This window comes from Neisseria sp. P0009.S008 (assembly GCF_051958615.1).
Lineage (GTDB): Bacteria > Pseudomonadota > Gammaproteobacteria > Burkholderiales > Neisseriaceae > Neisseria > Neisseria subflava.
In genome coordinates this window covers 1-23,211 of sequence record NZ_JBQCVG010000001.1, presented here as the reverse complement: position 1 = coordinate 23,211, position 23,211 = coordinate 1, and the positions used below count along the sequence as shown (strand labels likewise).

12 protein-coding genes and 2 pseudogenes are annotated in these 23,211 nt (G+C 52.4%); 10 read left to right on the top strand and 4 right to left on the bottom strand.

The genetic code is table 11. The features are described from left to right. The first annotated feature begins 20 nt into the window (after positions 1–20). The 4 genes from ACTHSQ_RS00070 (at position 21) to ACTHSQ_RS00055 (ending at position 6,388) form a co-directional block, all read left to right on the top strand. Entirely contained in the window at positions 21–1,280 is a 1,260-nt protein-coding gene (locus ACTHSQ_RS00070; RefSeq protein ID WP_440371052.1) for an RsmB/NOP family class I SAM-dependent RNA methyltransferase, read from the top strand. Positions 1,281–1,583: 303 nt separating this feature from the next. After that, on the top strand, positions 1,584–2,813 hold the full coding sequence (locus tag ACTHSQ_RS00065; RefSeq protein WP_440370873.1) for a TolC family protein: 1,230 nt from the start codon (positions 1,584–1,586) through the stop codon (positions 2,811–2,813). A 43-nt stretch (positions 2,814–2,856) separates the two neighbouring features. Continuing rightward, complete coding sequence (locus tag ACTHSQ_RS00060) at positions 2,857–5,070, top strand: type I secretion system permease/ATPase (RefSeq protein ID WP_440370872.1); 2,214 nt, start codon at positions 2,857–2,859, stop codon at positions 5,068–5,070. Between the two features lie 88 nt (positions 5,071–5,158). Beyond that, positions 5,159–6,388 (top strand): HlyD family type I secretion periplasmic adaptor subunit, encoded by a 1,230-nt coding sequence (locus tag ACTHSQ_RS00055; protein WP_440370871.1) that lies wholly within the window; start codon positions 5,159–5,161, stop codon positions 6,386–6,388. Between the two features lie 61 nt (positions 6,389–6,449). Here the strand turns inward: ACTHSQ_RS00055 and pheA are convergent, their stop codons facing one another. Then, positions 6,450–7,538: a prephenate dehydratase gene (pheA, locus tag ACTHSQ_RS00050; protein WP_440370870.1), complete on the bottom strand. Its 1,089-nt coding sequence runs from the start codon at positions 7,536–7,538 to the stop codon at positions 6,450–6,452. A 171-nt stretch (positions 7,539–7,709) separates the two neighbouring features. Here pheA and tsaE point away from each other — a divergent pair, with 171 nt between their 5' ends. Continuing rightward, positions 7,710–8,180, top strand: coding sequence for a tRNA (adenosine(37)-N6)-threonylcarbamoyltransferase complex ATPase subunit type 1 TsaE (gene tsaE / locus ACTHSQ_RS00045; protein WP_440370869.1), 471 nt, complete (start codon positions 7,710–7,712; stop codon positions 8,178–8,180). Then, complete coding sequence (locus ACTHSQ_RS00040; RefSeq protein ID WP_250590200.1) at positions 8,168–9,415, top strand: N-acetylmuramoyl-L-alanine amidase; 1,248 nt, start codon at positions 8,168–8,170, stop codon at positions 9,413–9,415. Before tsaE ends, ACTHSQ_RS00040 begins: the two co-directional genes overlap by 13 nt. A 66-nt stretch (positions 9,416–9,481) precedes the next feature. Here the strand turns inward: ACTHSQ_RS00040 and ACTHSQ_RS00035 are convergent, their stop codons facing one another. Continuing rightward, on the bottom strand, positions 9,482–10,093 hold the full coding sequence (locus tag ACTHSQ_RS00035) for a DUF4230 domain-containing protein (RefSeq protein ID WP_003683145.1): 612 nt from the start codon (positions 10,091–10,093) through the stop codon (positions 9,482–9,484). A gap of 190 nt (positions 10,094–10,283) precedes the next feature. On the opposite strand from ACTHSQ_RS00035, the gene ribBA reads away from it, so the two are divergent. The 4 genes from ribBA to ACTHSQ_RS00015 all read left to right on the top strand — a co-directional run bounded on the left by ribBA (position 10,284) and on the right by ACTHSQ_RS00015 (position 18,178). Further along, a complete protein-coding gene (ribBA, locus tag ACTHSQ_RS00030) occupies positions 10,284–11,624 on the top strand; it encodes a bifunctional 3,4-dihydroxy-2-butanone-4-phosphate synthase/GTP cyclohydrolase II (protein ID WP_003683202.1) in 1,341 nt (446 codons plus the stop codon). Between the two features lie 254 nt (positions 11,625–11,878). Next, positions 11,879–15,313: a TonB-dependent receptor domain-containing protein gene (locus ACTHSQ_RS00025; protein ID WP_440370868.1), complete on the top strand. Its 3,435-nt coding sequence runs from the start codon at positions 11,879–11,881 to the stop codon at positions 15,311–15,313. 159 nt (positions 15,314–15,472) lie between these two features. Further along, complete coding sequence (locus tag ACTHSQ_RS00020) at positions 15,473–16,465, top strand: Slam-dependent surface lipoprotein (protein WP_250600080.1); 993 nt, start codon at positions 15,473–15,475, stop codon at positions 16,463–16,465. 219 nt (positions 16,466–16,684) lie between these two features. Further along, a complete protein-coding gene (locus ACTHSQ_RS00015) occupies positions 16,685–18,178 on the top strand; it encodes a surface lipoprotein assembly modifier (protein ID WP_440370867.1) in 1,494 nt (497 codons plus the stop codon). 127 nt (positions 18,179–18,305) lie between these two features. Here ACTHSQ_RS00015 and ACTHSQ_RS00010 read toward each other — a convergent pair. Together ACTHSQ_RS00010 and glgX are read right to left on the bottom strand one after the other, a co-directional pair. After that, positions 18,306–20,539, bottom strand: a pseudogene (locus ACTHSQ_RS00010) (glycogen/starch/alpha-glucan phosphorylase). 570 nt (positions 20,540–21,109) lie between these two features. Next, positions 21,110–23,093: pseudogene (gene glgX / locus ACTHSQ_RS00005) on the bottom strand (glycogen debranching protein GlgX). Between the last annotated feature and the right edge of the window lie 118 nt (positions 23,094–23,211).

The window sequence follows — 23,211 nt, the reverse complement described above, 5'->3', positions numbered from 1 at the left end:
TTAAGAGAACCCATTACATTATGAACGCCACACAACTCGACCATACCGCCAAAGTTTTGGCTGAAATGCTGACTTTCAAACAGCCTTCCGATGCCGTCCTCTCCGCCTATTTCCGCGAACACAAAAAGCTCGGCCGCCAAGACCGCCACGAAATCGCCGAAGCCGCCTTTGCCGCGCTGCGCCACTATCAAAAAATCAGTACCGTCCTACGCCGTCCGCACGCGCAGCCGCACAAAGCCGCACTCGCCGCACTGGTTCTGGGCAGAAGCACCAACATCAGCCAAATCAAAGACCTACTTGATGAAGAAGAAACAGAGTTCCTCGGCAATTTGAAAGCCCGTAAAACCGAGTTTTCAGACAGCCTGAATACCGCCGCAGAATTGCCGCAATGGCTGGTGGAACAGCTGCAACAGCATTGGAGCGAAGAAGAAATCCTCGCCTTCGGCCGCAGCATCAACCAACCTGCCCCGCTCGACATCCGCGTCAATACCCTGAAAAGCAAACGTGATAAAGTGCTGCCATTGTTGCAAGCCGAAAGTGCCGATGCAGAGGCAACCCCTTATTCGCCTTGGGGCATCCGCCTGAAAAACAAAATCGCGCTTAACAAACACGAACTGTTTTTAGACGGCACGCTGGAAGTTCAAGACGAAGGCAGCCAGCTGCTTGCCTTATTGGTGGGCGCAAAACGTGGCGAAATCATTGTCGATTTCTGTGCCGGCGCCGGCGGTAAAACCTTGGCTGTCGGTGCGCAAATGGCCAACAAAGGCAGAATCTACGCCTTCGACATCGCCGAAAAACGCCTTGCCAACCTCAAACCGCGCATGACCCGTGCCGGACTGACCAATATCCACCCCGAACGCATCAGCAGTGAACACGATCCCCGTATTGCCCGACTAGCAGGCAAAGCCGACCGTGTGTTGGTGGACGCGCCCTGCTCCGGTTTGGGTACTTTACGCCGCAATCCCGACCTCAAATACCGCCAATCCGCCGAGACCGTGGCCAACCTTTTGGAACAGCAACACAGCATCCTTGATGCCGCCTCCAAACTGGTGAAACCACAAGGCCGTTTGGTGTACGCCACTTGCAGCGTATTGCCGGAAGAAAATGAGTTGCAAGTCGAACGTTTCCTGTCCGAACACCCCGAATTTGAACTCGTTAACTGTGCCGAACTGCTGCAAAGCCTGAAGATTGATTTGGATACCGGAAAATACCTGCGCCTCAACTCCGGAGAACACCAAACCGACGGCTTTTTTGCCACTGTATTGCAACGCAAGGATTAAGATTGAAAAAGGCCGTCTGAAATCCTTTCAGACGGCCTTTTTGATAGATTTTTTACATTAAAATCATTAAATACGATAGTCGCGCTCTGCAATAATATACTTTAAGGCATGTATCTCGACCTTTTATCAGAATATTGTGAAAAGCTGGAAAAAATGCTTTATGCTTTGTAAATGTATGCGTTCTCGTTCAAAATTCGCCCGGTCATGCCTCAGGCGATACCCGATACAGACAACGATAATATATAAATCATTTGGTTAAAAATCATGTCGCATAGTTATTCTTCCCCCACAAAGCCCCGTTTCTTGTCATCGGCCGTTGCCGTTGCCTGCTGTCTGTTGCCGTTTCAGACGGCCTCTGCATACAGCCTGCAAGACATCCTCAGGGACGCTTTAGTCAGCGACCCGATTGTGCGTGAAGCCAAAGCCACTCAAGAAGCAGCGCAAAGCACGACCAAAGCCACGCATGCGCGTCATTATCCTGTCGTGACCCTGACCGGCACGAAAGTGCTGGCGCAACACAATAAATATTCCAGCAACGATATGAAAGACGGTGTTGGCGTGCGTGGCAGCGTAAACATCTACTCATGGGGAGCGATTGAAGCCGCCGTCCGCCGCGACCGCAGCCGCGAAGAATACTATCAACACAAATACACCGAAAGCCAAGAGCAGCTGGGCAGCGATATCGGCCGCCTCTATCTGAGCGCATTGCGTGCAAAAGAAACCCTGGTCCTCAACGAACAGACTTTGGCGCGCCACAACAACCTCTTAAAAGACTTGGACACCATCGTCAAATATGATGCCGGCCGCCGTTCCGAGCTGATTGAAGCGCGCGCGCGCCAACTGCAAGTGGCAAACATTATCGCCCAACAACGCCGCACCATGGATTTGGCACTGAGCCGCCTGTCCCGCTATACCTCGCGCCAGCTGACTGCCAACGACTTGGAAGATCCGTTTAAAAACGACACGGCGAAATCCATCAGCGAACGCTTCAACAACCCCAACCGCAACAACAATCCGTCCTATCAGGCGCAATTGGCCGAGCGCGACAGCGTCCGTGCCGATTTGGACGCTTCCAAAGCCGAACGCCTGCCTGCCCTCAATTTGGAAGGCAGTGCAACGCGTAACACCAGACAGCTTTATTTAAACGTTGCATGGAATGTGTTGGATATTGCCGCAAGACACAATGTAGAACGCAATGCCAAATCATTGATCGCCGCAGAAGCCAAGTCCGAACAAATCCTGCGCGACATGAACGAACGCGTTCAAACATCCGCCATCGATATGCAGGAAAGCGAACAGCGTACCGTGCTGACGGCGCAACACATCGCCGCCCAAAAAGAAGTCATCAAAGTGTACGAATTGCAGTTTAAAATCGCCCGACGTACGCTGACCGACGTTTTGAGCGCATACAGCGAGTTATCCTCCATCGAACAGGATTACGTTGCCGCCCGCAACGATTTCCGCGATGCGGCACTCGACTATTTAAATACCCAGGCCAAAATCTCCGCTTGGGTCGGTTTGGCACAAAAATAAAGCCATATCCGCCGGTTAAACCAAAAACATTACGCGAAAAAATATGAAAACCATCATTGAACACATCGTTTTAGTGACCCGCCTTTTGGGTGCGCCCGTATCCGAAGCCGCTTTGTCCGCCGAAGTCGTACGCGACAAAAAGCTCAAAGTCAACTATCACTCACTGGTCGAAGTCCTGCGCAGCCACGGCTTTGAAAATACCTTATCCAAACGCAATCTGGAAGACATCCCCTCGCTCGCCGTGCCGGTCATGATTATCCTGCACAACGAAGAGGCTGCGGTCATCACCCAAATCGAAGGCTCCGGCCAAGAGCGCAAATACCATATCCGCCAGGTTGACGGTTTGGAACAGGAACTCAGCCATGAGCAGCTCTCCGGCCTGTATTTGGGCTACTGCTGGTTTATCAAACCCAAAATGGCGACCGATATGCGCTCGGAGTTGCCTGAATACCATCTGCCCAAAGCATGGTTTTGGAAAGTCATTTGGCGTTTCCGCAGCTACTACTACCAAGTCATTTTGGCCACCATCATCATCAACTTCCTTGCGCTCGTCAGCTCCCTGTATGTGATGAACGTGTACGACCGCGTGATTCCCAACCAGGCCTATGAAACCTTGTGGGTATTGAGCATCGGCGTGGTCTTGGCGATTTTGTTTGAATTTGCCGCCAAGATGATTCGCGGCCACTTGACCGATATTGCCGGTAAAAAAGCCGATTTGATCATCAGCTCCGCCCTGTTCCGCCGCGTGATGGCATTGCGTCTGGCAGACCGTCCTGCTTCTTCCGGTTCATACGCCAGCAACCTGCGCGAATTTGAAGCCGTGCGCGAGTTCATGACCAGTGCCAGCTTGTTGACTATTGTCGACTTGCCTTTCCTGTTGCTGTTTATCTTCGTGATTTCCATGGTCGGCGGCAAACTGGCACTTGTTCCCCTGACCATCATTCCGATTGTCGTGATTGTCGGTTTTGTCGTACAACGCCCGCTCTCTCGCCACATCAACGAATCGATGAAAGAAGGTTCGCAACGCTCCGGCCTTGCCGTTGAAGCCATCGAAGGCATCGAAACCCTGAAAACCAACAACGCCACATCTTGGGCGCAACAACGTTGGGACGAATACACCGCCAAAACTTCCGCTTCTTCCATCAAAGTCAAAGACACCAGCAACTTCATGGTCAACTTTGCCGTTGCCATGCAACAGCTCAATACCGTCTTTTTGGTCGTCGTCGGTACCTATCTGATTCATGCCGACAACCATGCGGAACGCATCACCATGGGTGCATTGATTGCCTCCGTGATTCTGTCCGGCCGCGCCTTGGCGCCGTTGGCACAAATCGCCGGTCTGGCGACCCGCTTCCAACAGGCCAAACTTGCCCTCAAAGGCGTAAACGATATCGTTACCCGCCCTATCGAGCGCAATCCGGAGCGCAAATACATTACTTTAGACAACGTTCAAGGCAGTATTACCTTTGAAAACGTATCGTTCAAATATCAAGCCGACAACAATAGCGCCGTCGAAGATTTGCGCCTGACCATCAAACCGGGCGAAAAAGTCGGTATTTTGGGCCGCATCGGCAGCGGTAAAAGCACCATGCTCAAACTGGCCAGCGGTCTGTACGACACTGAAAAAGGCAACGTTACCCTTGACGGAGTCGATATGCGCCAGCTTGACCCCAACTTCCTGCGCGATCAAGTCCTGCTGCTGAGCCAATCGCCACGCCTGTTCCTCGGCACATTGCGTGAAAACATGGACTTGGCGCGTACCGGCAGCTACTCTACCGACCAAGACTTACTGACTGCGCTCAACCGTTTCGGCCTCGACAAAATCATCCGCAACCATCCGCGTGGTTTGGATATGCCTTTGGGTGAAGACGGTTTGGGCTTATCCGGCGGTCAAAAACAAATCATCGCCCTGGCGCGCATGACCTTGCGCAACCCGAGAGTCGTCTTGCTGGACGAGCCGACCACCAGCCTGGATCAAGCCACTGAGCGTATGGCGCTCAATGCCATTGCCCAATGGGGCCGCAACCGCACCATGCTTTTGGTGACCCACCGTCCGCAAGTGCTGCAAATCGTCAACCGAATCATTGTGATGGACAATGGCAAAGTCGTGATGGACGGCCCGCGTGATCTGGTATTGCAAAAACTCATGCAAAACGAACAGGCCAAAGCAGCCAACGTCAAACAACAGCAACAAGCTGCTGCAGTCAAACAGCAGCAACAACAAGCTGCCGCCGCCCCTCAATCGGCAGCACAATAAAGCAAAAGGCCGTCTGAAACCTACTTACCCTTTCAGACGGCCTGCCCTAATGGTTAAAATCCACCAAACACAATAAAGATACACGATTATGAGCAGCGAAAACAACGTCAAATCCAAAGACCTACACCTCATCAACGACCTCAATGCCGCCCTTCAAAAAGAAAAACACAGCGGCCAATTTTGGATCATCATCCTATTCTTCCTTTTCCTGATTGTCTTCGTCGTCTGGGCATACAACAGCCCTGTCGAAGAAGTGACCCGCGGCAACGGCAATATCATTCCCAGCAGCCGTGAGCAAGTAATCCAAAGCCTCGATCCCGGCATCGTAACCGAAATCATGGTTAAAGAAGGCGACATGGTCGAGAAAGATCAGATTCTGATGAAACTCGACGACACGCGCAGCTCTGCCGTTTTACGAGAAAGCGAAGCCAAAGTCGAAAACCTCGAAGCCACTATTGCCCGTCTTAAAGCCGAAGCCTACGGCATCAAGCTCTCCTTCCCTGACAGCGTGGGCCCTGAGCTTCGCCGTCGCGAAATTGCCGCCTACAAAGCACGCCGTCAAGCCATGACCGACGCTGTCAGCGGCCTCTCCCAAAGCAAGGCCGCGCTTGACCGCGAAATCGCCATTACCGCACCTATGGTTGCCGAAGGCGTGGTTTCCGAAGTCGAACTTTTAAGAATGCGCCGCGATTCCGCAGACTTGGCCACCCAAATCTCCGAACGCCGCAACCGCTACAAAGCCGATGCCAACAACGAACTCTTGCAAGCCGAATCCGAGCTGGCGCAATCCAAAGAAAACGTTGCCATGCGTGCCGATCCGGTTGAACGCTCGCAAATCCGTGCGCCTATGCGCGGCATCGTCAAAGGCATAAAAGTCACCACCATCGGCGGCGTTGTGAATGCAGGCGAAGACATCATGCAAATCATCCCCGTTGACGACAAACTGCTGGTCGAAGCCTATATCCGTCCGCAAGACATCGCCTTTATCCGCGCAGGCCAACCTGCATTGGTTAAAGTCAGTGCCTATGACTACTCCATCTACGGCGGTTTAGAAGGCAAAGTTACCCTCGTCGGCGCCGATACCGTCAGCAACTCCATGCAAAACCGTGCCAACGACTTGAAACTTGACCCGAACCAAGTCTATTACCGTGTTCTCGTCCAAACTGAAAACAACTCCCTGAAAGACAAAAACGGCAAACCTATGCCGATTATTCCGGGCATGGTTGCAACGGTGGACATCAAAACCGGTGAAAAAACCATCTTCCAATACCTGATCAAACCAATTACGCGTATGAAACAAGCGTTAAGCGAACGCTAATCGATAAAACGATAAAAGGCCGTCTGAATATTTTCAGACGGCCTTTTATACCCAATAATCCTTACAAAACAACGGTCGGATAAGAGCCGACAACTTTCACGAAGGAAGCGCGTTCGCCCAAAAGCTGCAAGGCTTTTTGGACATTTTCATCGCTTTGATGGCCTTCGATATCGATGAAGAACAGGTATTCCCACAAAACCGATTTGCTTGGGCGGCTTTCAAATTTGGTCATGGAAATACCCAACTCGGTGAAAGGTTGCAACAAAGAAGTAACGGCACCGGCACGGTTGGGCGCGGATACGACCAAAGAGGTTTTATCATTGCCGCTGCGGCCGGTTTCTTGATGGCCCATCACCAAGAAGCGCGTGGTGTTGTTTGGTTCGTCTTCGATACACTCGGCAGCAAAGCTCAACTGATAAATTTCCGCAGCGATACGTCCGGCAACGGCGGCCACATTCGGGCTGTCAGATTCGGCAACCAAACGCGCTGCTTCGGCATTGCTGGCTACGGCGATACGCTCGGCATTGGGCAGGTTGCGGCTGAGCCAGTCATTGCATTGCGCCAAGGCTTGGGCATGGGCGAAAACTTTGGTAATGCCGCCGATTTCGTGGCTGTCTTTACGCAGCAGGTTGTGATGGATGCGGACAACCACTTCGCCGCAAGCTTTCAAAGCGGTTACAGCCAGCAAGTCCAAAGTTCGCCCCACCGAGCCCTCGGTCGAATTTTCTACCGGCGCCACCAAATAATCGGCTTGACGCGTTTCAACTTGTTTGAAGCAGTTGTCGATGGTGGTACACGCCATGGTGTGTGCGGCGTGGCCGAAATGTTTGATGGCGGCTTGCTGGGTAAATGTTCCCTTCGGGCCCAAATAGGCAATCGTCAGCGGACGTTCTACCGCCAAACATTCGCTCATAATCTCGCGAAACAGCCGGGTGACCGATTCATTAGGCAAAGGGCCGCGGTTCAAATCCTGAATCCGGCGCAAAACGGCCACTTCCCGTTCAGGACGGTACACCGCGCCTGTCCCTTTCAATTCGCCGATAGCATGCGCATGACCGGCGCGCTCGTTGAGCAAACGGAGGATTTCCGCATCGATGCTGTCGATGGCGTTGCGGTGCGGCAATAATTGTTCGTCTATAGATAAAGGCATAAGCTGTCTCGCAATTTTGTGAGGGATATTTTCATTTTAACATTAAAGGCCGTCTGAATTCCGTTTTCAGACGGCCTCAACACTATCTTTATCTAACTTTATCGTCTATCAGGTTTGCAAACGCTGCCAATTCCATCATAATTAAGCCTTTTGAACGACAAGGCCTATTCCATGCACTCAAACGGACTGTACACCCGTTTTCTGCCCGATGAAGAAGCAACCCTGAAACTGGGTAAAGAATGGAGCAAGCAACTTTCCGCTCCGCTGACCATCTATCTTGAAGGCGGGCTGGGTGCAGGCAAAACCACGCTGACACGCGGGATTTTGCGCGGACTTGGACATACGGGCGCAGTCAAAAGCCCGACTTACACCATTGTCGAATCTTATCCGCTGGATGCATTCACCCTCCACCATTTCGACCTCTACCGTTTTACCATGCCCGAGGAATGGGAAGATGCCGGTTTGGACGAATTGTTTGCGCCCGACAGCATCTGCCTCATCGAATGGCCGCAGCAAGGTGGGGAATTCACGCCTCCGGCAGACATTACCATTACATTGACGTACACCGATAAGGGCAGAACCTGCACCTTTTCCGCCCACACAAACCAAGGCCGAAAAAGTTTAGAATCATGGTCAAATTAACTAGAAGACACATTCTCCGTCAAGGCACAGGACTATTTCTCACCCTCACGCCCGTTGGTGCCGCATTGGCCAAACCGGCCTCTCCTGCGCAATTCCTTGCCGTCCGCATTTGGCCGGCGCACGCCTACACACGCGTCACCCTTGAGAGCAACCACTCAATGAAATACCAACATTTTATGTTGGACAACCCCAGCCGGTTGGTCGTGGATATTCAAGGAGCGGAAATCAACAGCGTCCTGCAAGGCATTTCCAGCAAAGTGCTGTCTAACGACCCTTTTATTCGCAGCATTCGCGCCGGTCAAAATACGCCCAGCACCGTGCGTATCGTTATCGACCTGAAACAAAGCACCCATCCGCAAGTCTTTGCACTCGCACCCGTCGGCAACTTCAAAAACCGCTTGGTTATCGACCTCTATCCGCACGGCGCAGATGCCAACGACCCGATGATGGCCTTGCTCAACGGCAATATCCCCAAACAACGTCCGAATACCAATATCGCATACGACACCCCTGCCCCTAAAAGCAATCGCGGCAGCGGCGGCAACCGCCGTCCTGTGATTATGATCGACCCCGGTCATGGCGGCGAAGACCCTGGCGCAATCGGCCCGAGCGGCCTCAAAGAAAAAAACGTCGTACTCTCCATCGCCCGCGAAACCAAAAAACGCCTCGAAGCCTTGGGTTACAACGTATTCATGACGCGCAACGAAGACATCTTTATCCCATTGGGCGTACGCGTTGCCAAAGGCCGTGCACGCAATGCAGACGTATTCGTCTCCATCCACGCCGATGCCTTTACCAGCCCGTCCGCTCGCGGTACCGGCGTATATATGCTCAATACCAAAGGCGCGACCAGCTCGGCGGCAAAATTCCTTGCCCAAACCCAAAACAACGCCGACGCCATCGGCGGCGTACAAACCAGCGGCAACCCCAATGTCGACAACGCCATTTTGGACATGACCCAAACCGCGACCCTGCGCGACAGCCGCAAGCTCGGCCATTCCGTCCTGACCGAATTAGGCAAACTCAACCAACTGCACAAAGGCCGCGTTGACGAGGCTAACTTTGCCGTTCTCCGCGCGCCGGATGTTCCGTCCATTCTGGTGGAAACCGCCTTCCTCTCCAACCCTACCGAAGAGCGACTGCTCGGCAGCGAGTCCTTCCGACAACAATGCGCCCAAGCCATTGCCACCGGTATTCAAAAATACATCAATACCGCCGTTTTACGACGCGGTTAAATGGCTTGATGAAACAAAGGCCGTCTGAAATTTTTTCAGACGGCCTTATCTTTTCAAGCAATCTATTTAACCGCACTTCCCTACCGCAGCCGGATAGACGGACACCTTCGTCTGCGTCAATGCAAACAGGTTTTCCAACTGCGTTTGCGCCTGACGGTTGGCATGTTCCAAAATCTCAGCCTTACACGCGCTTTGCAATACCTGCCGTTTCGCCTCTTCCTGCACCGTCTTAAATACAGACTTATCCATAGGCAGCAAATTAAACGAGCCGGTCTGAATATCGTACACTTCGATATTTTCCAAATCCACGCTCAAGATTTCCACCGCCGGCAGACTGATAATTACCTTATCGTCCACAATATTGACATTGTCCGCGCCCAACTTGTCCAAATCCAAACCGGCCAACACCTTACCGCGCACAATAAAAATACCGCTTTGCGAATCCTGCCACAGCCTGCGCCAATCCCCTTTTTTCTCCGTACGGATAATCGTATCGATATAAAATGCCGTACTTTCCAAGCGGTTCATCTGCTTAATCTGCATCAAAACCCCCTCACGGGACAAAACCTGATGTTCTTCGTTCTGACCATGCAGGGCATAAAACCAGCCGCCCGCAGCCGTCAGCGCACACAACACCAGCACGACCAATCCGCGCCCAAGCATTTTCATTTCAAACATCCCCCGTTAAAATAATCATCAGAACATTCCCCATATTCTCCCAAAACCGTCAATTTCAAGCCATACCCAGGCCGTCTGAAACATTAAAACTTATTACCAAAAAGTAATAAAAAAATTCCAATAAACAAAGTTTGCCTTTTGGTAAAGACAAGACTACAATCCATTACACACAATTCAATTTCATCTCATCATGAATACCACCGACCTGCGCCGCCACAACCTGCGGCAATGGATAACACAACACCACAACGGCCAGCAGACCAAGTTTGCCCAAGCCATCGCCATCAACCAAGGCGAGCTGTCCGCACTGCTGAAAAACAAATCTTTCGGCGAGAAAAAAGCCCGAAAAATCGAGCAGGCAGCCAATATGCCTGACATGTGGCTGGATCAAGACCACCAAGACCGCCACACCCCCACCATCAGCCAAGAAAGAAATACCATGTCCCACATCTCCACCATCCCCGAAATCCTAGCAGACATCAAAGCCGGCAAAATGGTCATCATCACCGATGCCGAAGACCGCGAAAACGAAGGCGACTTGCTGATGGCCGCCCAATTCGTTACCCCCGAAGCCATCAACTTCATGATCAAAAACGCACGCGGCCTGGTCTGCCTGCCGATGGACGGCGAAATGGTCGAAAAACTCGGCCTGCCCATGATGACCCAGAAAAACGGCGCGCAATACGGCACCAACTTTACCGTCTCCATCGAAGCCGCCCACGGCATTACCACCGGCATTTCCGCCGCCGACCGCGCCCTGACCATTCAAACCGCCGTTTCCCCATCCGCCAAACCAGAAGACATCGTCCAACCCGGCCACATCTTCCCACTGCGCGCCCAAAAAGGCGGCGTACTCGTCCGCGCCGGACACACAGAAGCCGGCGTTGACCTGGCACAAATGAACGGCCTGATTCCCGCCGCCGTCATCTGCGAAATCATCAACGACGACGGCACCATGGCGCGTATGCCCGAACTGATGAAGTTCGCCGAAGAACACAACCTCAAAATCGGCACCATTACCGACCTCATCGAATACCGCAGCCGCACCGAAAGCCTGCTCGAAGACATGGGCAACTCACCCGTACAAACCCCGTGGGGCGAGTTCCAACAACACGTTTACGTCGACAAACTCTCCGGCGAAACCCACCTCGCCCTCGTCAAAGGCACACCAACCGCCGACGAAGAAACCCTTGTCCGCGTCCACGAACCCTTCAGCGTAATGGACTTCATCCAAGCCAACCCGCGCCATTCATGGTCATTGCCCAAAGCCCTTGAGCGCATCCAACAAGCCGAAAGCGGCGTAGTCATCCTCCTACACCGTACCGAAGACGGCGCTACTCTACTCGACCGCACCCTACCCAAAGGCGCAAACCAAGCCTACAAATGGGACAGCAAAAGCTACGGCATAGGCGCACAAATCCTCGCCGGCCTCAACGTCAAAAAACTGCGCGTCCTCGGCCAGCCGTCATCCTTCACCGGCCTCACCGGCTTCGGCCTCGAAGTCGTCGGCTTTGAAGAAGCTGAAAAATAATCTTGCTTGATTGATTCTCAAAGCAAATAAAACAAAAGGCCGTCTGAAAGTTTTCAGACGGCCTTTTCATATCTCTATTTATCTGAATATTATCCAAAAAAAATTATGATAAAAACGACTATTTATTAGATTATTTCAATAATGATAAGAATAATCAATTATAATATAAATATTAATAATATTTAAAAATTTTATATTTTTTATATAAAAGAGTATTTTAACCTCTTATATTAAGTTCTTAACAAAGAGAAACTATGTCTGCTTTTACTCCCAAACCCAAAATAATCATTCTCAGCCTTGCCAGCGCATTCAGTACATTAACCGTTGCTGATACCATCGAAGCCTCAGCTCGACCAGAACAATACCAGGAATTGGATACTGTTGTTGTCAGTGGCAAACGTACCAACGACCAAAAGGGCGCGGACGACGTGTATTACAAAAACGTCTCCAACGCCTACGTCGGCAAAGAATACCTCGAACGCTACCGCGTCCAATCCGCCGGCGACGTGCTCAAAGGCCTAAACGGCGTGTACAACATGAACACCCGCACCGCCGGCGGCGCGATTACGCCCAATATACGCGGCATCACCGGCAAGGGCCGCATCCCCGTTACCGTGGATGGTACAGAGCAAACCATAGACGTATGGATGAACAACTACGGCGTGGGCGACCGCAACTACCTCGATCCCGCCCTGTTCCGCAGCATCGCGGTGGAAAAAAGCCCCGCCCTCACGCGCGGCGTGAAATCGGGCGTCGGCGGCGCGGTCACCATCCGCACCATCGAAGCCGACGACATCGTGCCGGAAGGGCAGAAATTCGGCTTCCAGCTGAAAACGGAGTTCTCCAACAACAGCAACAAACAGGCCAACAACCTCAACCAATGGCTGGGCTGGGAAGACTACCGAACCCTGCCTTTCGGCGCGACGGCGGACGGCGCGGGCGGCGGCGTCGACCCGCATACCGGCCAGCAAAGCCCGCAGGCCTTGGTGGCCGACGGCCTGACCCCGCCCAAACATAAAAGCAGCCGCGATAATCGGCGTTTCGGCAACGACCGCGGCTATATGGCCGCCGCCGCCTTCAAAACCGAACTTTCAGACGGCCTGGCCGCCTACAGCTACCGCAACAAAGGCAACTACTTCGCCGGGCGCAAAGGTGCGGAAGGCTACCTGCACAATCCGGTATACGACCTGCAAAAATGCTACGACCAAGGCGGCAGCGATTTCAACTGCAAAAACTCTGCCACCTTCGTGCCCAATATGGCCAAGGTCTACCATCCCGGCGTGGAAGTGCTCAACAGCAACACCGAAACCAAAACCCTGCTGTTGAAAAACAACTGGCATCTGCCCGGCAGCCATAAACTTGGCTGGCAGTATATGCGCACCGACGTGCGCTTTGGCGAAATCAACCCCTTCCATACCACCTATGTGATGAATATGGAAGAATACAATCCCAGCAACCGCCCCAAAGCACTGTCGCCGCAGATGCAAAGTATCGATTCCAATATCCGCACCGACACCTACAAACTCGGCTGGAACTGGAAGCCCGAAAACAGCCGCTGGATAGACCTGCAAGCCAACCTGTGGCGCATCAAAACCAATACCACCCGCCACCAGAGCGGCGGCATGGATTTGTCTGCCGCCAAACCGGACCCCTACTACGATGTCTGGCACTGGTGCACCAAACGCGGACAACTTCCGCCCGATTATGCCGACAGCTACAGCAGTTGCAGCAGCCTGATGGACGATTTCGGCGTAAACGGTTTGAGCAAAGAAGAAGTGATGAAAATCCTGCCCAACGACAACGGACAATACCGTGTACTTTCCGGCGCAGAACAGAAAACCCGCGTCAGCCGCACGGGCTTCGACCTGAACAACCGCTTCCGCCTTCATCCGCACCTGCACATGACCCTGTCCGCCGACTATCAGAACGAGAAGCTGGAAGAAGAAGTGGAAGTGGTTAATTCGCAGGATATGTTCAACCTGGCCGGCATGGCCACCGGCATGACGAAAATCGCCGGCCCGCGCGGCGGCAAACGGCGCGAATGGGGAACCAACTTGGTATTCGACTGGCAGGCCACCGACCGCCTGAAAATCTCCGCCGGCATCCGCTACCACAATTTCAGGGGCTTCGATACCGCCCTGGCCGAAGGCCGCGCCCGCCGCGACCCGCGCTATCAGGCTGGCGGCGGGCACGGCACTTATTCGGACGGCGTGTACATCCCATATTTCGAGCTGGTGGGCGATCAGGAGCGGCGCGATTGGGAGGCGGTATCCGAACAGAGCCGGCGCGCCTACCAGTCAGGCAATGATGCCGCCATCGCCGCCGCCGATCGGGCCATGCAGGCGCACGGTGCACGCTATAATATGCCGAAATATAGTAGTGATGGTACTTACCGGGTTGAGGATCAATACAGCTATATCGGCAGCGACGGGCTTGTTTATGGCGACGGTACAGGTTATAATGATTCTCAAAATCAACCGTTGTACCGGGTGCGCCCCGTATACGTGCCGTTTGTAAACGGCAAGCTGGACAGCGGTTCTCTACCCAAACATTTCCATGATTTTGTGAAAAATTATCAGGAAAAGGTTGCCAATCCGCAGGGATTGAATCAGGCACATTACCGATATTGGGCAGTGCCGGGAAATCCTGAGAACTGTATAAGAAATAGCGTAATAACCTGTCTTGATCATTACAAAGCAGGAAAACTGTCCAATATGGGTGTCGGTTATCCGGAAACCGGCGGTGATACCGGATCAGCCCATAGGGTTATCAACAAACACTACACCGAAGAGCAATACTGGGCGCAGCCCAAACCGATACGCGCCCATGCCTGGGCGCCGACCGTCGCCGTCAGCTACGACCTGACCGACAACAACCGCCTGTTCGTGCGCTACGCGCAGATGACCCGCTTCCCCAGCGTGTACGAAGTCGGCAGCTTTTACAATGACCTGGCCTATGTCGGATCGCCCAAAGCACCGAATTTCCGCTTTAAGCCGGAACGCAGCCGCAGCCTGGAAATCGGCTACAACTTTAACTTCGCACCGCACTTTGCCCGGCTGCGCCAAGGCGATATGCGCCTGACCTACTACCGCAACCGCATCCGGAACGTGATCGAGACCACCGACCATTTCCGCACCGTGCAATACGACAGCAAGGATACCGCCGGGCTGGAATGGCAGGGCCGCATCGACAGCGGTCGCTTCTTCGCCGCGCTGGGCGCGACCTACCGCCTGAAACAGCAGATGTGCGACCGCGACACAGCCTTCGATTTCGACCCCTACGGCTACAAAGGCATACCGGTCTGCATCGAAGGGGGCTACGGCAGCACGCGCGGCTACCAGGCACTGCAGCCGAAGTATTCGGTCAACCTTGATGCGGGCATGCGCGCCTTGGGCGAGAAACTCGAATTCGGCCTGCGCGGCATCTACCACAGCCGCGTCAATACCAAGCAATACGACCAACTGTTGAAGCGGGGTTTGGGGCATATCTTCAACAGCACCGGCAAGCCCTACCATTGGAACCCCTCGCTGACGTGGGACGTGTACGGCCGTTATCAGGTGCACAAAAACCTCAACGTCAACTTAGGCATCACCAACCTGACCAACCGCTACTACCTTGACCCGATGAGCAACGTGCCCGCACCCGGGCCTGGCAGGACGGTTACCTTCGGGCTGACGGCGAAATTTTAGCCGGACGGATAACGACAGGCGCGGCAAACGCGCCGGACATAGGGATACACAAACCAAACCGCCCCGCAGGGGAAGGCTTTTTGCCATTTTTTCCGCCAGCCGGCGGCAATAAAGCGGATGTTTGTTGTTATTCACTTAATGTTAAAAAGGAGACTTATTATGTCTATCTTCAAACAAACCCTGTTGGCCGCAACGCTGTGCGGCATTTTTGGCGTAGCCGCCGCCGCTCCGGAAGGTGATTCAAGCCAAAAAAGGAAGGATAGAGATTGGACAACAGTCAAACCCGGTGAATCCGATAGTCAGCCTTTTGGTGAAGGCAAGGCAGGCTTGGCATTCAGTACCGACAACGGCCATAGTTGGTCAAACTCCATCAATTTGGAAAACGGCCCGGTTAAACATATCGGTATCAAATATAATATCAAATATAAACAGGGCACACAGAAAGTTCCGATTAACGGCAACGACCCCTATGCCAATGTTGATGGCACACGCAATCCGCAGTATCTGCGCTTGGGTGATGTGAAACCGGTTATCGGCTGGTTCTACAACCCGAAACTGGGTCAGGTGTGGTATGAAAACCGCCACAACAACACCGAAGTGTACAGCGTGCGCCAAATAACCGAGCCGAAACTTCCCTTTGCACCGAAATTCGGCGGCTTGGTGATTGCCAAAGTGCCCGGCATGGGCGGCAGCGACGGCAACGTCTTCTTCGGCGAATGGGCGCCGCGCAAAGGCAACCCGCCCGACAACAGCACGGATTTGAATATGGCGGACGGCAAACGCACCGTTTGGTATGTAGGCGACAACCCGACCAAAAACACTACGGGCTTAGCTACTGCCACCTATAATGTTGTCGGCATCAACAAGCACACGCCGGGCAAAAACGATTTCTATACCGGTGAAATCACAGCCACATTCGGTACGAATAAATTCGGTTCTATGAGCGGCGCACTGAAACGCGCAGGCGATAATGATTTGAGCTTTGATGGTGTTGAAATTAACAATTCAAAAGGTACATTCAACAGCGGTGCAGCCAATAACGAAGGCATCAAAGGACAATTCTACGGCAATGGCGCGGCAGCCATGGCGGGTTATGCCGAACGCGGTAACGGCGTAGGCGACGACGTAGCCTTCGGCGGCGCGAAAAAATAACCTTGCCCGCTTACGCGATTAGGGAATGCCGGTGTTTTCGGCGTTTGGCCGTACGTTCCCGCAATCAGGAAAACCGCCGTTTTTTAACCGCAGCCGCAGTAGGCATAAATATACTGCGGCTGACCTGTTTCCGAAGTGCCGTGCAAACCTGCATTGCCTTGCGGAATTTCTGTTTTTACTTCTTTCAGACGGCCTCCCCGCCCCAAAGGACCCCATCACATGACCCACCGCCTCTGCCTGCTTTTCCTGCCGCTCTGTACGGTCTGCCTTGCCGCCCCGTCCGACGATGCCGCCGACGAACGCCGCCGCCTGCTGGACGAGGGCAGCCGCCAAACGCAGCAATACCGCGAAAGCGGTTGGCTGGACACGGAACAGGCACGCGGGGAAGTAGAGGAAAACGACGACTACATCATGATAGACGGTGCAGTCTACCAAGTCGGCGATACGGCGGAAGAACTGGAAAGCGCGATTTACCACGCCCTCAACGCGCGGCAGTGGCACAAGGTGCGGCAGTTCGCCGCCCGCTACGCCAAACTGCCGCAGCACAAGCCCGCGCTGATTCATTTGGCCGATGCGCTGCAAAAACGGGACGAAGGGGATTTCCGCGCGGCGGGGAACAGTTTTCAGACGGCCTTGGAAGCCGAACCCGATAACCCCCGCCTGCTGCTCGAAGCGGGGCGGTTTTATGCCGAAGACAACCAAAACAAAGAGTCCGCCGCCGCGTTTGAGAAAGTTCTGAAAACGGATATTCCCGCAGAAACCCGCCCTATCGTGGAAAACTACCTGTCCGAACTGGGTAAACGCCGCCGCTGGCACGGCCAAATCAGCCTCGGCTACGGCTACAACAGCAATGTAAACCAAGGCAACGGCATCAGCCAATGCGTGTGGGAAATCGCGGGCATGTGCCTGATGGAGCGCACCCTGCCCGCGCCAACGGATTCGACCTTCTCATCCTATAGCGCGACCGCCGAAAAAACCGTCCCGCTCAAAGGGCATCACGGCGCACAGGTGCGCGGTGTGCTGTACGGCAACCGCTACACGGAAAAAGACAAAGATTCGGCGGCTATGCCAGATTACGGCTATCACAACGGTTCGCTGTACGCGGGATACGCCTATGCCGACGCACGCTCCTCCTTTTCCCTGCTGCCCTATTTCGAATACGACTTCCGCAACCGCCACACCCACTACCGCGCATGGGGTGCGGATGCCGACTGGTCGCACACACTCTCCCCGCGCTGGCGTGTCAATGCCCGTGCCGGCGCGAAAAAGACCGGATACGGCGGACAAAGCAAAACTTATTTTGCCGACTACAAGCAATACGAACTGGGCGTAGGGGCAGAATTTTCTCTTACACCCAAAAGCGGACTGTTCGCCAACTTCGATGCTACACGCAAAGCCTATCCCGAAAAATCCTCTTCCAGCAAAGAATATACGACACGGCTGGGAGCGTATAGTTTTTTTTCAAGCGGTACTTACCTCAACGCCATCCTGCTCTACCGCCGCAGCCTGTATGACGCGGCAAGTTTCGTCAGCGATAACAAACGGCGGCGCGACAAGCAATACATCATGATGGCTGCGGCGGGTTTTCCTCAATGGAATATCAAAGGCGTATATCCCGAACTGCGTTTCAGGCGAACAATCGCACACAGCAACGCGGTGTATTACCGCTACCGCCAAAACGAATGGCTGTTGGGTTTTAAATATCGGTTTTAAATTGAGTCATTTAGAAATACGCTAAAACAGCGATATAACCATGCTGTTTTACTCGTTTCTATATCATGCCGTCTAAAAAAGCCGATACACCTTTCCGATGTATCGGCTTTCGCTATCTGCTTAACGCTTAATTTCTGCCGGGCAATTCTTTTTCGCTCAATGGTTTGATGTACCAAATATCGCGGCAGTAGTCGGCGATAGAGCGGTCGGATGAGAAGAAGCCCATGTTGGCGATGTTGATCAAGGCTGATTTGCGCCATGCGGATACGTTGCGGTAGTGTTCGTCCGCTTTGTATTGCGTGTCAATGTAGCTGCGGAAATCCGCCATCAGCTGATAGAAGTCGCCGTATGGTTGCAACACGTCGTTGTAGCGGTTTGGCTCTTCCGGAAAGAAAGTGCCTTGGCTGATTCGATTGACGACGCGGCGCAGGTCGCTGTCTCGCTCGATATAGCTCAACGGGTCGTAACCGTTGTGGCGGATTTCTTCGACTTGTTCTACGGTGTTACCGAAGATATAGCAGTTGTCCGCACCGACTTTTTCCAAAATCTCAACGTTCGCGCCGTCCAGCGTACCCATACAGATTGCGCCGTTGAGGGCAAATTTCATGTTACTGGTACCGGATGCTTCCGTACCTGCCAGTGAGATTTGTTCGTGCAAATCGGCGGCAGGAATGATGATTTGTGCAAGGCTGACGCTGTAGTTCGGGATGTAAACGACTTTAATCAGATCGCGGATACGGGGGGCGTTGTTGATGACTTTGGCAACGTCGTTAATCAGTCGGATGATTTTCTTCGCCATGTAATAGGCGGAAGCGGCTTTACCGGCAAAGATGAACACACGCGGCTGCCAATCGAAATCCGGGTTCTCCAGGATTTTGTTGTAGCGGTCAACGATGTGCATCACGTTCAATGCTTGACGTTTGTACTCGTGGATACGTTTGATTTGGATGTCGAAAAGTGCATCGGTGTTAACTTTGATGCCAAGCTCGGTTTCGATGTATTTGGCAAGGCGCTCTTTGGCGGCTTTTTTCACTTCGCCGAATTCTGCCTGTACGGAGGCATCGTCCACTTTATCGTTGAGCTTGGTCAGGTTGTCCAGATGCAGACGCCAGTCTTCGTTGCCCAGATGTTTGTCCAAGAATTTGGTCAAGCCTGGGTTGGCGATGTTAATCCAGCGTCGTGGGGTCACGCCGTTGGTTACGTTGGTAAAGCGTTCCGGAAATACTTTGGTAAAGTCGGCAAAGATGGATGTGGTCATCAAATCGGAGTGGATTTTGGCCACGCCGTTGACTTTGTGCGAACCGATTACGGCAAGCCATGCCATGCGGACGCGACGACCATGGGTTTCGTCAATGATGGATACACGACGGACAAAGTCGTCGTCGAAGTTACCGATGGCGCGTAAGGCATTGAGGAAGTAGGCGTTGATTTCAAAGATGATGTCCAAATGGCGCGGCAGCAGGCGGCCCATCAAATCGACCGGCCAAGTTTCCAAGACTTCGCTCATCAATGTGTGGTTGGTGTAAGAGAAAATCTTGCAGCACATATTCCATGCTTCGGTCCACGCAATGCCTTCTTCGTCAATCAGGATGCGCATCAGCTCAGGAATCGCCAGCACGGGGTGGGTGTCGTTCAGATGGATGGCGACTTTGTTGGCAAGGTTTTTGATACTGGTGAAACGGCATTTATGGCGCGCTACGATGTCTTGTACGGATGAGGAAACCAAGAAGTATTCTTGTTTCAAGCGCAATTCACGGCCAGATTCGGTAGAGTCGTTCGGATACAGGACGCGTGAGATGTTTTCATCGCTGTTTTGCGCACGGACGGCGGAAGCGTAATCGCCTCGGTTGAAGTCGGTAAGGTCAAACAGGTTGCCTGCGTGTGCGTCCACAAGCGCAATGGATTGGCACATTCGCCGCCATAGCCCGGAATGATTTCATCGTATGTCCAAGCGGAAATTCCTTCGCTCGGCTGCCATTCTTTTTTGTCGCCCAAGTTCAATACTTGACCGCCGAAACGGACGGAATATTGTTTGTTCGGACGGGCAAACTGCCATGCCAAATCTTGGTCGAGCCACAAATCGGGTTTTTCAACTTGTTGGCCATCCACGATTTCTTGTTTGAACATACCGTATTGGTAACGGATACCGTAGCCCATGGCCGGAATGCGCAGGGTTGCCAAAGAGTCGAGGAAGCAGGCGGCCAGACGGCCTAAACCGCCGTTACCCAAACCTGGATCTTCTTCTTGTTCGCAGACATCGGCAAATTCTTTACCCAGTTGCTTGAAGGCTTCTTCAAATTCGGCGTAAACACCTTCGTTAATCAGCGCGTTGACAAACGAACGGCCGAGCAGGAACTCCATAGACAGGTAATAAACCATGCGTTTGCCGTTGTCGATGTGGGCGCGGCGTGTTTTGAGTAAATCTTCCGCAATCAGGTCACGCGCGGCAAGCATGGCGGCGTTGAGCCATTGATGTGAAGTTGCCTCCTTCGGATCTACACCCAAGATAAAAATCAGCTTGTAAACGATGGATTTACGGATGGTTTCGGCGTCCGGTTTAGGCATTACATAATCGTAACCGGAGATGGGGAGTTTTTTCTTAGCCATGGAAGCCTTTCTCTAGCGTGAGGCACTGGACAACGCGCCTGATGGTTTTATTAAAAACAACGAAACTCGGTTTTCAGATGGCCTGACAACGGCAACAGGCCGTCTGAAAGGAATGACGCGTAGGTTTGTTACACAATAAGGGAATTATAGCGGAAAGGTTTTAAAAAAGGATATTTTTTCTTTATAAAACATTTGATTAACAACCAAATCATTAATCATCTCATTGGCATTTTCCATTTATACCACGAAGCCAAAAATGAACAAATACCAACAACATATCAAAGAGTTAATCAAACAATAGTTTAATTCACATTTAATTCTCATTTAATTTGTTTTATGCAAAATCCAAATCCCCATGTGCTCAACAACACATTTTCCTGGTCCTTCGTAATTTAATTTCTCTGATGGTACGCAAGAAATTTCCCAATTACCTTGAGGCAGGTTAAATAACTGACGACTACGTTTGGCATTTACCAACAGCAGCCACTCGTCGTCCAAAACAATCTGAATCACCTTGCTGCCTCTGTTGTGCCAACAATATTCGGTCATCGGGCTGCTATCAGCATTGAGCCATTGCACACGCTCTTTTTCCCACCAGCAATCATCTGTCAGCAGCTTGATTTGGCTGCGGACGCGTATCAGCTCTTGAGTGTAACTTTGCAACACATGAGATTTATTTTGCCAATCCAACCATGTAATCGGATTATCTTGGCAGTAGCTGTTGTTGTTGCCTTGCTGACTGTTGCCGAACTCATCGCCTGCCAAAAGCATGGGCGTACCGTTGGATAAAAATAAGGAGGCAAGCAACGCTTTGGAAGTGTATTCGCGGTTGAGCAAAACCTCTTCATCATCGGTTTCGCCTTCTACGCCGTGGTTGTAGCTGATGTTTTCATTATGCCCGTCGCGGTTGTTTTCACCGTTGGCTTCGTTGTGTTTTTCGTTGTAGCTGACCAAATCGCGCAGAGTGAAGCCGTCATGTGCGGTGATGAAATTGATGCTGCGAAAGGATGGCGGCCGCTGTGGTTGAAAATATCGGACGACCCGGCCAAGCGTTCGGCAAATGCGCCTAAATTACCGCTTTCCCATGACCAAAACGCGCGCATATCATCGCGGAAACGGCCGTTCCATTCGGCAAAAGGTTGCGGGAAATTGCCCAAGTGATAGCCGCCCTCGCCGATGTCCCAGGCTTCGACAATCAACTTCAAACCAGCCAATATAGGGTCTTGATACAGAACTTGGAAAAAACGGCCGTACGATTGGAAATCGGGTTCGCGTCCCAATACGGTTCCCAAGTTGAAACGGAAGCCGTCAACATGAAACTCTTCGGCCCAATAGCGCAGGCTGTCTGTCGCCCAACGGGTAACGTCGCGACGGACAATATTGAGCGTATTGCCGCAACCTGACCAGTTTTCATAGCTGCCGTAAGAGGTGTGCCAATACCATAAGGTGTTGTCGATACCGCGCTGACACAGCATCGGGCCTTTGTCGTCCTGCTCTGCCGTGTGGTTGTACACGACATCCAAAATCACTTCCAAACCTGCCTGATGCAAGGCTTTGACTGCCTGTTTAAACTCCGCCGCCGCACGCTCGGGATTATCGGCATAAGACGGCTCGACGGCAAAATGGGAGTAAGTGTTGTAGCCCCAATAATTGCTCAAACCCATCTGCTGAAGATGGTATTCGTCCAGATGATAATGAATCGGCAGCAGCTCGACCGTCGTCACCCCCAATTCTTGCAGATAAGCCAAAAACCGTTTATCACTCAAGGCCTTATAAGTGCCTGCATATTTCAAATCGGGGAACTGCTTGGTAAACCCTTTGACATGGGCTTCATAAATAATGGTTTTGCCCCACGGTATTTCCGGACGGCAATCTTTGGCCCAATTAAATCGGCTGCGTCCGATCACGACGCTTTTCGGCGCAACGGCGGCATTGTCGCGTTCATCCTCCGGCCTGAACCATGCCATTTCTTCGGCGGTACGGTAGCTTGGTTTGCCGTCAATTTTTTGGAATACGGGTCAATTAGCAATTTGTTGGGATTAAAACATGAGCCGTATTCTGCGTTTTCACGTCCATACACACGAAAACCGTACCGCTGCCCTGCCTTAACATCCGGCACGAATCCGTAAAATACCGAACCGCGCCGTGAAGGCATCTCCAAACGGGTTTCTTTATCTTTATCAAACAGACACAATTCGACCTTTTCGGCATTGATGGAAAACAAGGTGAAATTCGCACCCTTACTTGTCAGGGTCGCGCCCATGGGATAAGGCTTGCCTTCCTCGATATGCCATGATTTGGCAGTCATAGAATGATTCCTTGGTATGTATTTGGTTTCGTGTCCAATATAAGGCCGTCTGAAAAACATTGAACTGGCCCCCAAATCTTGGACACTCATAAAAGCCTTTTCAGGCGCTCTGTGCAAG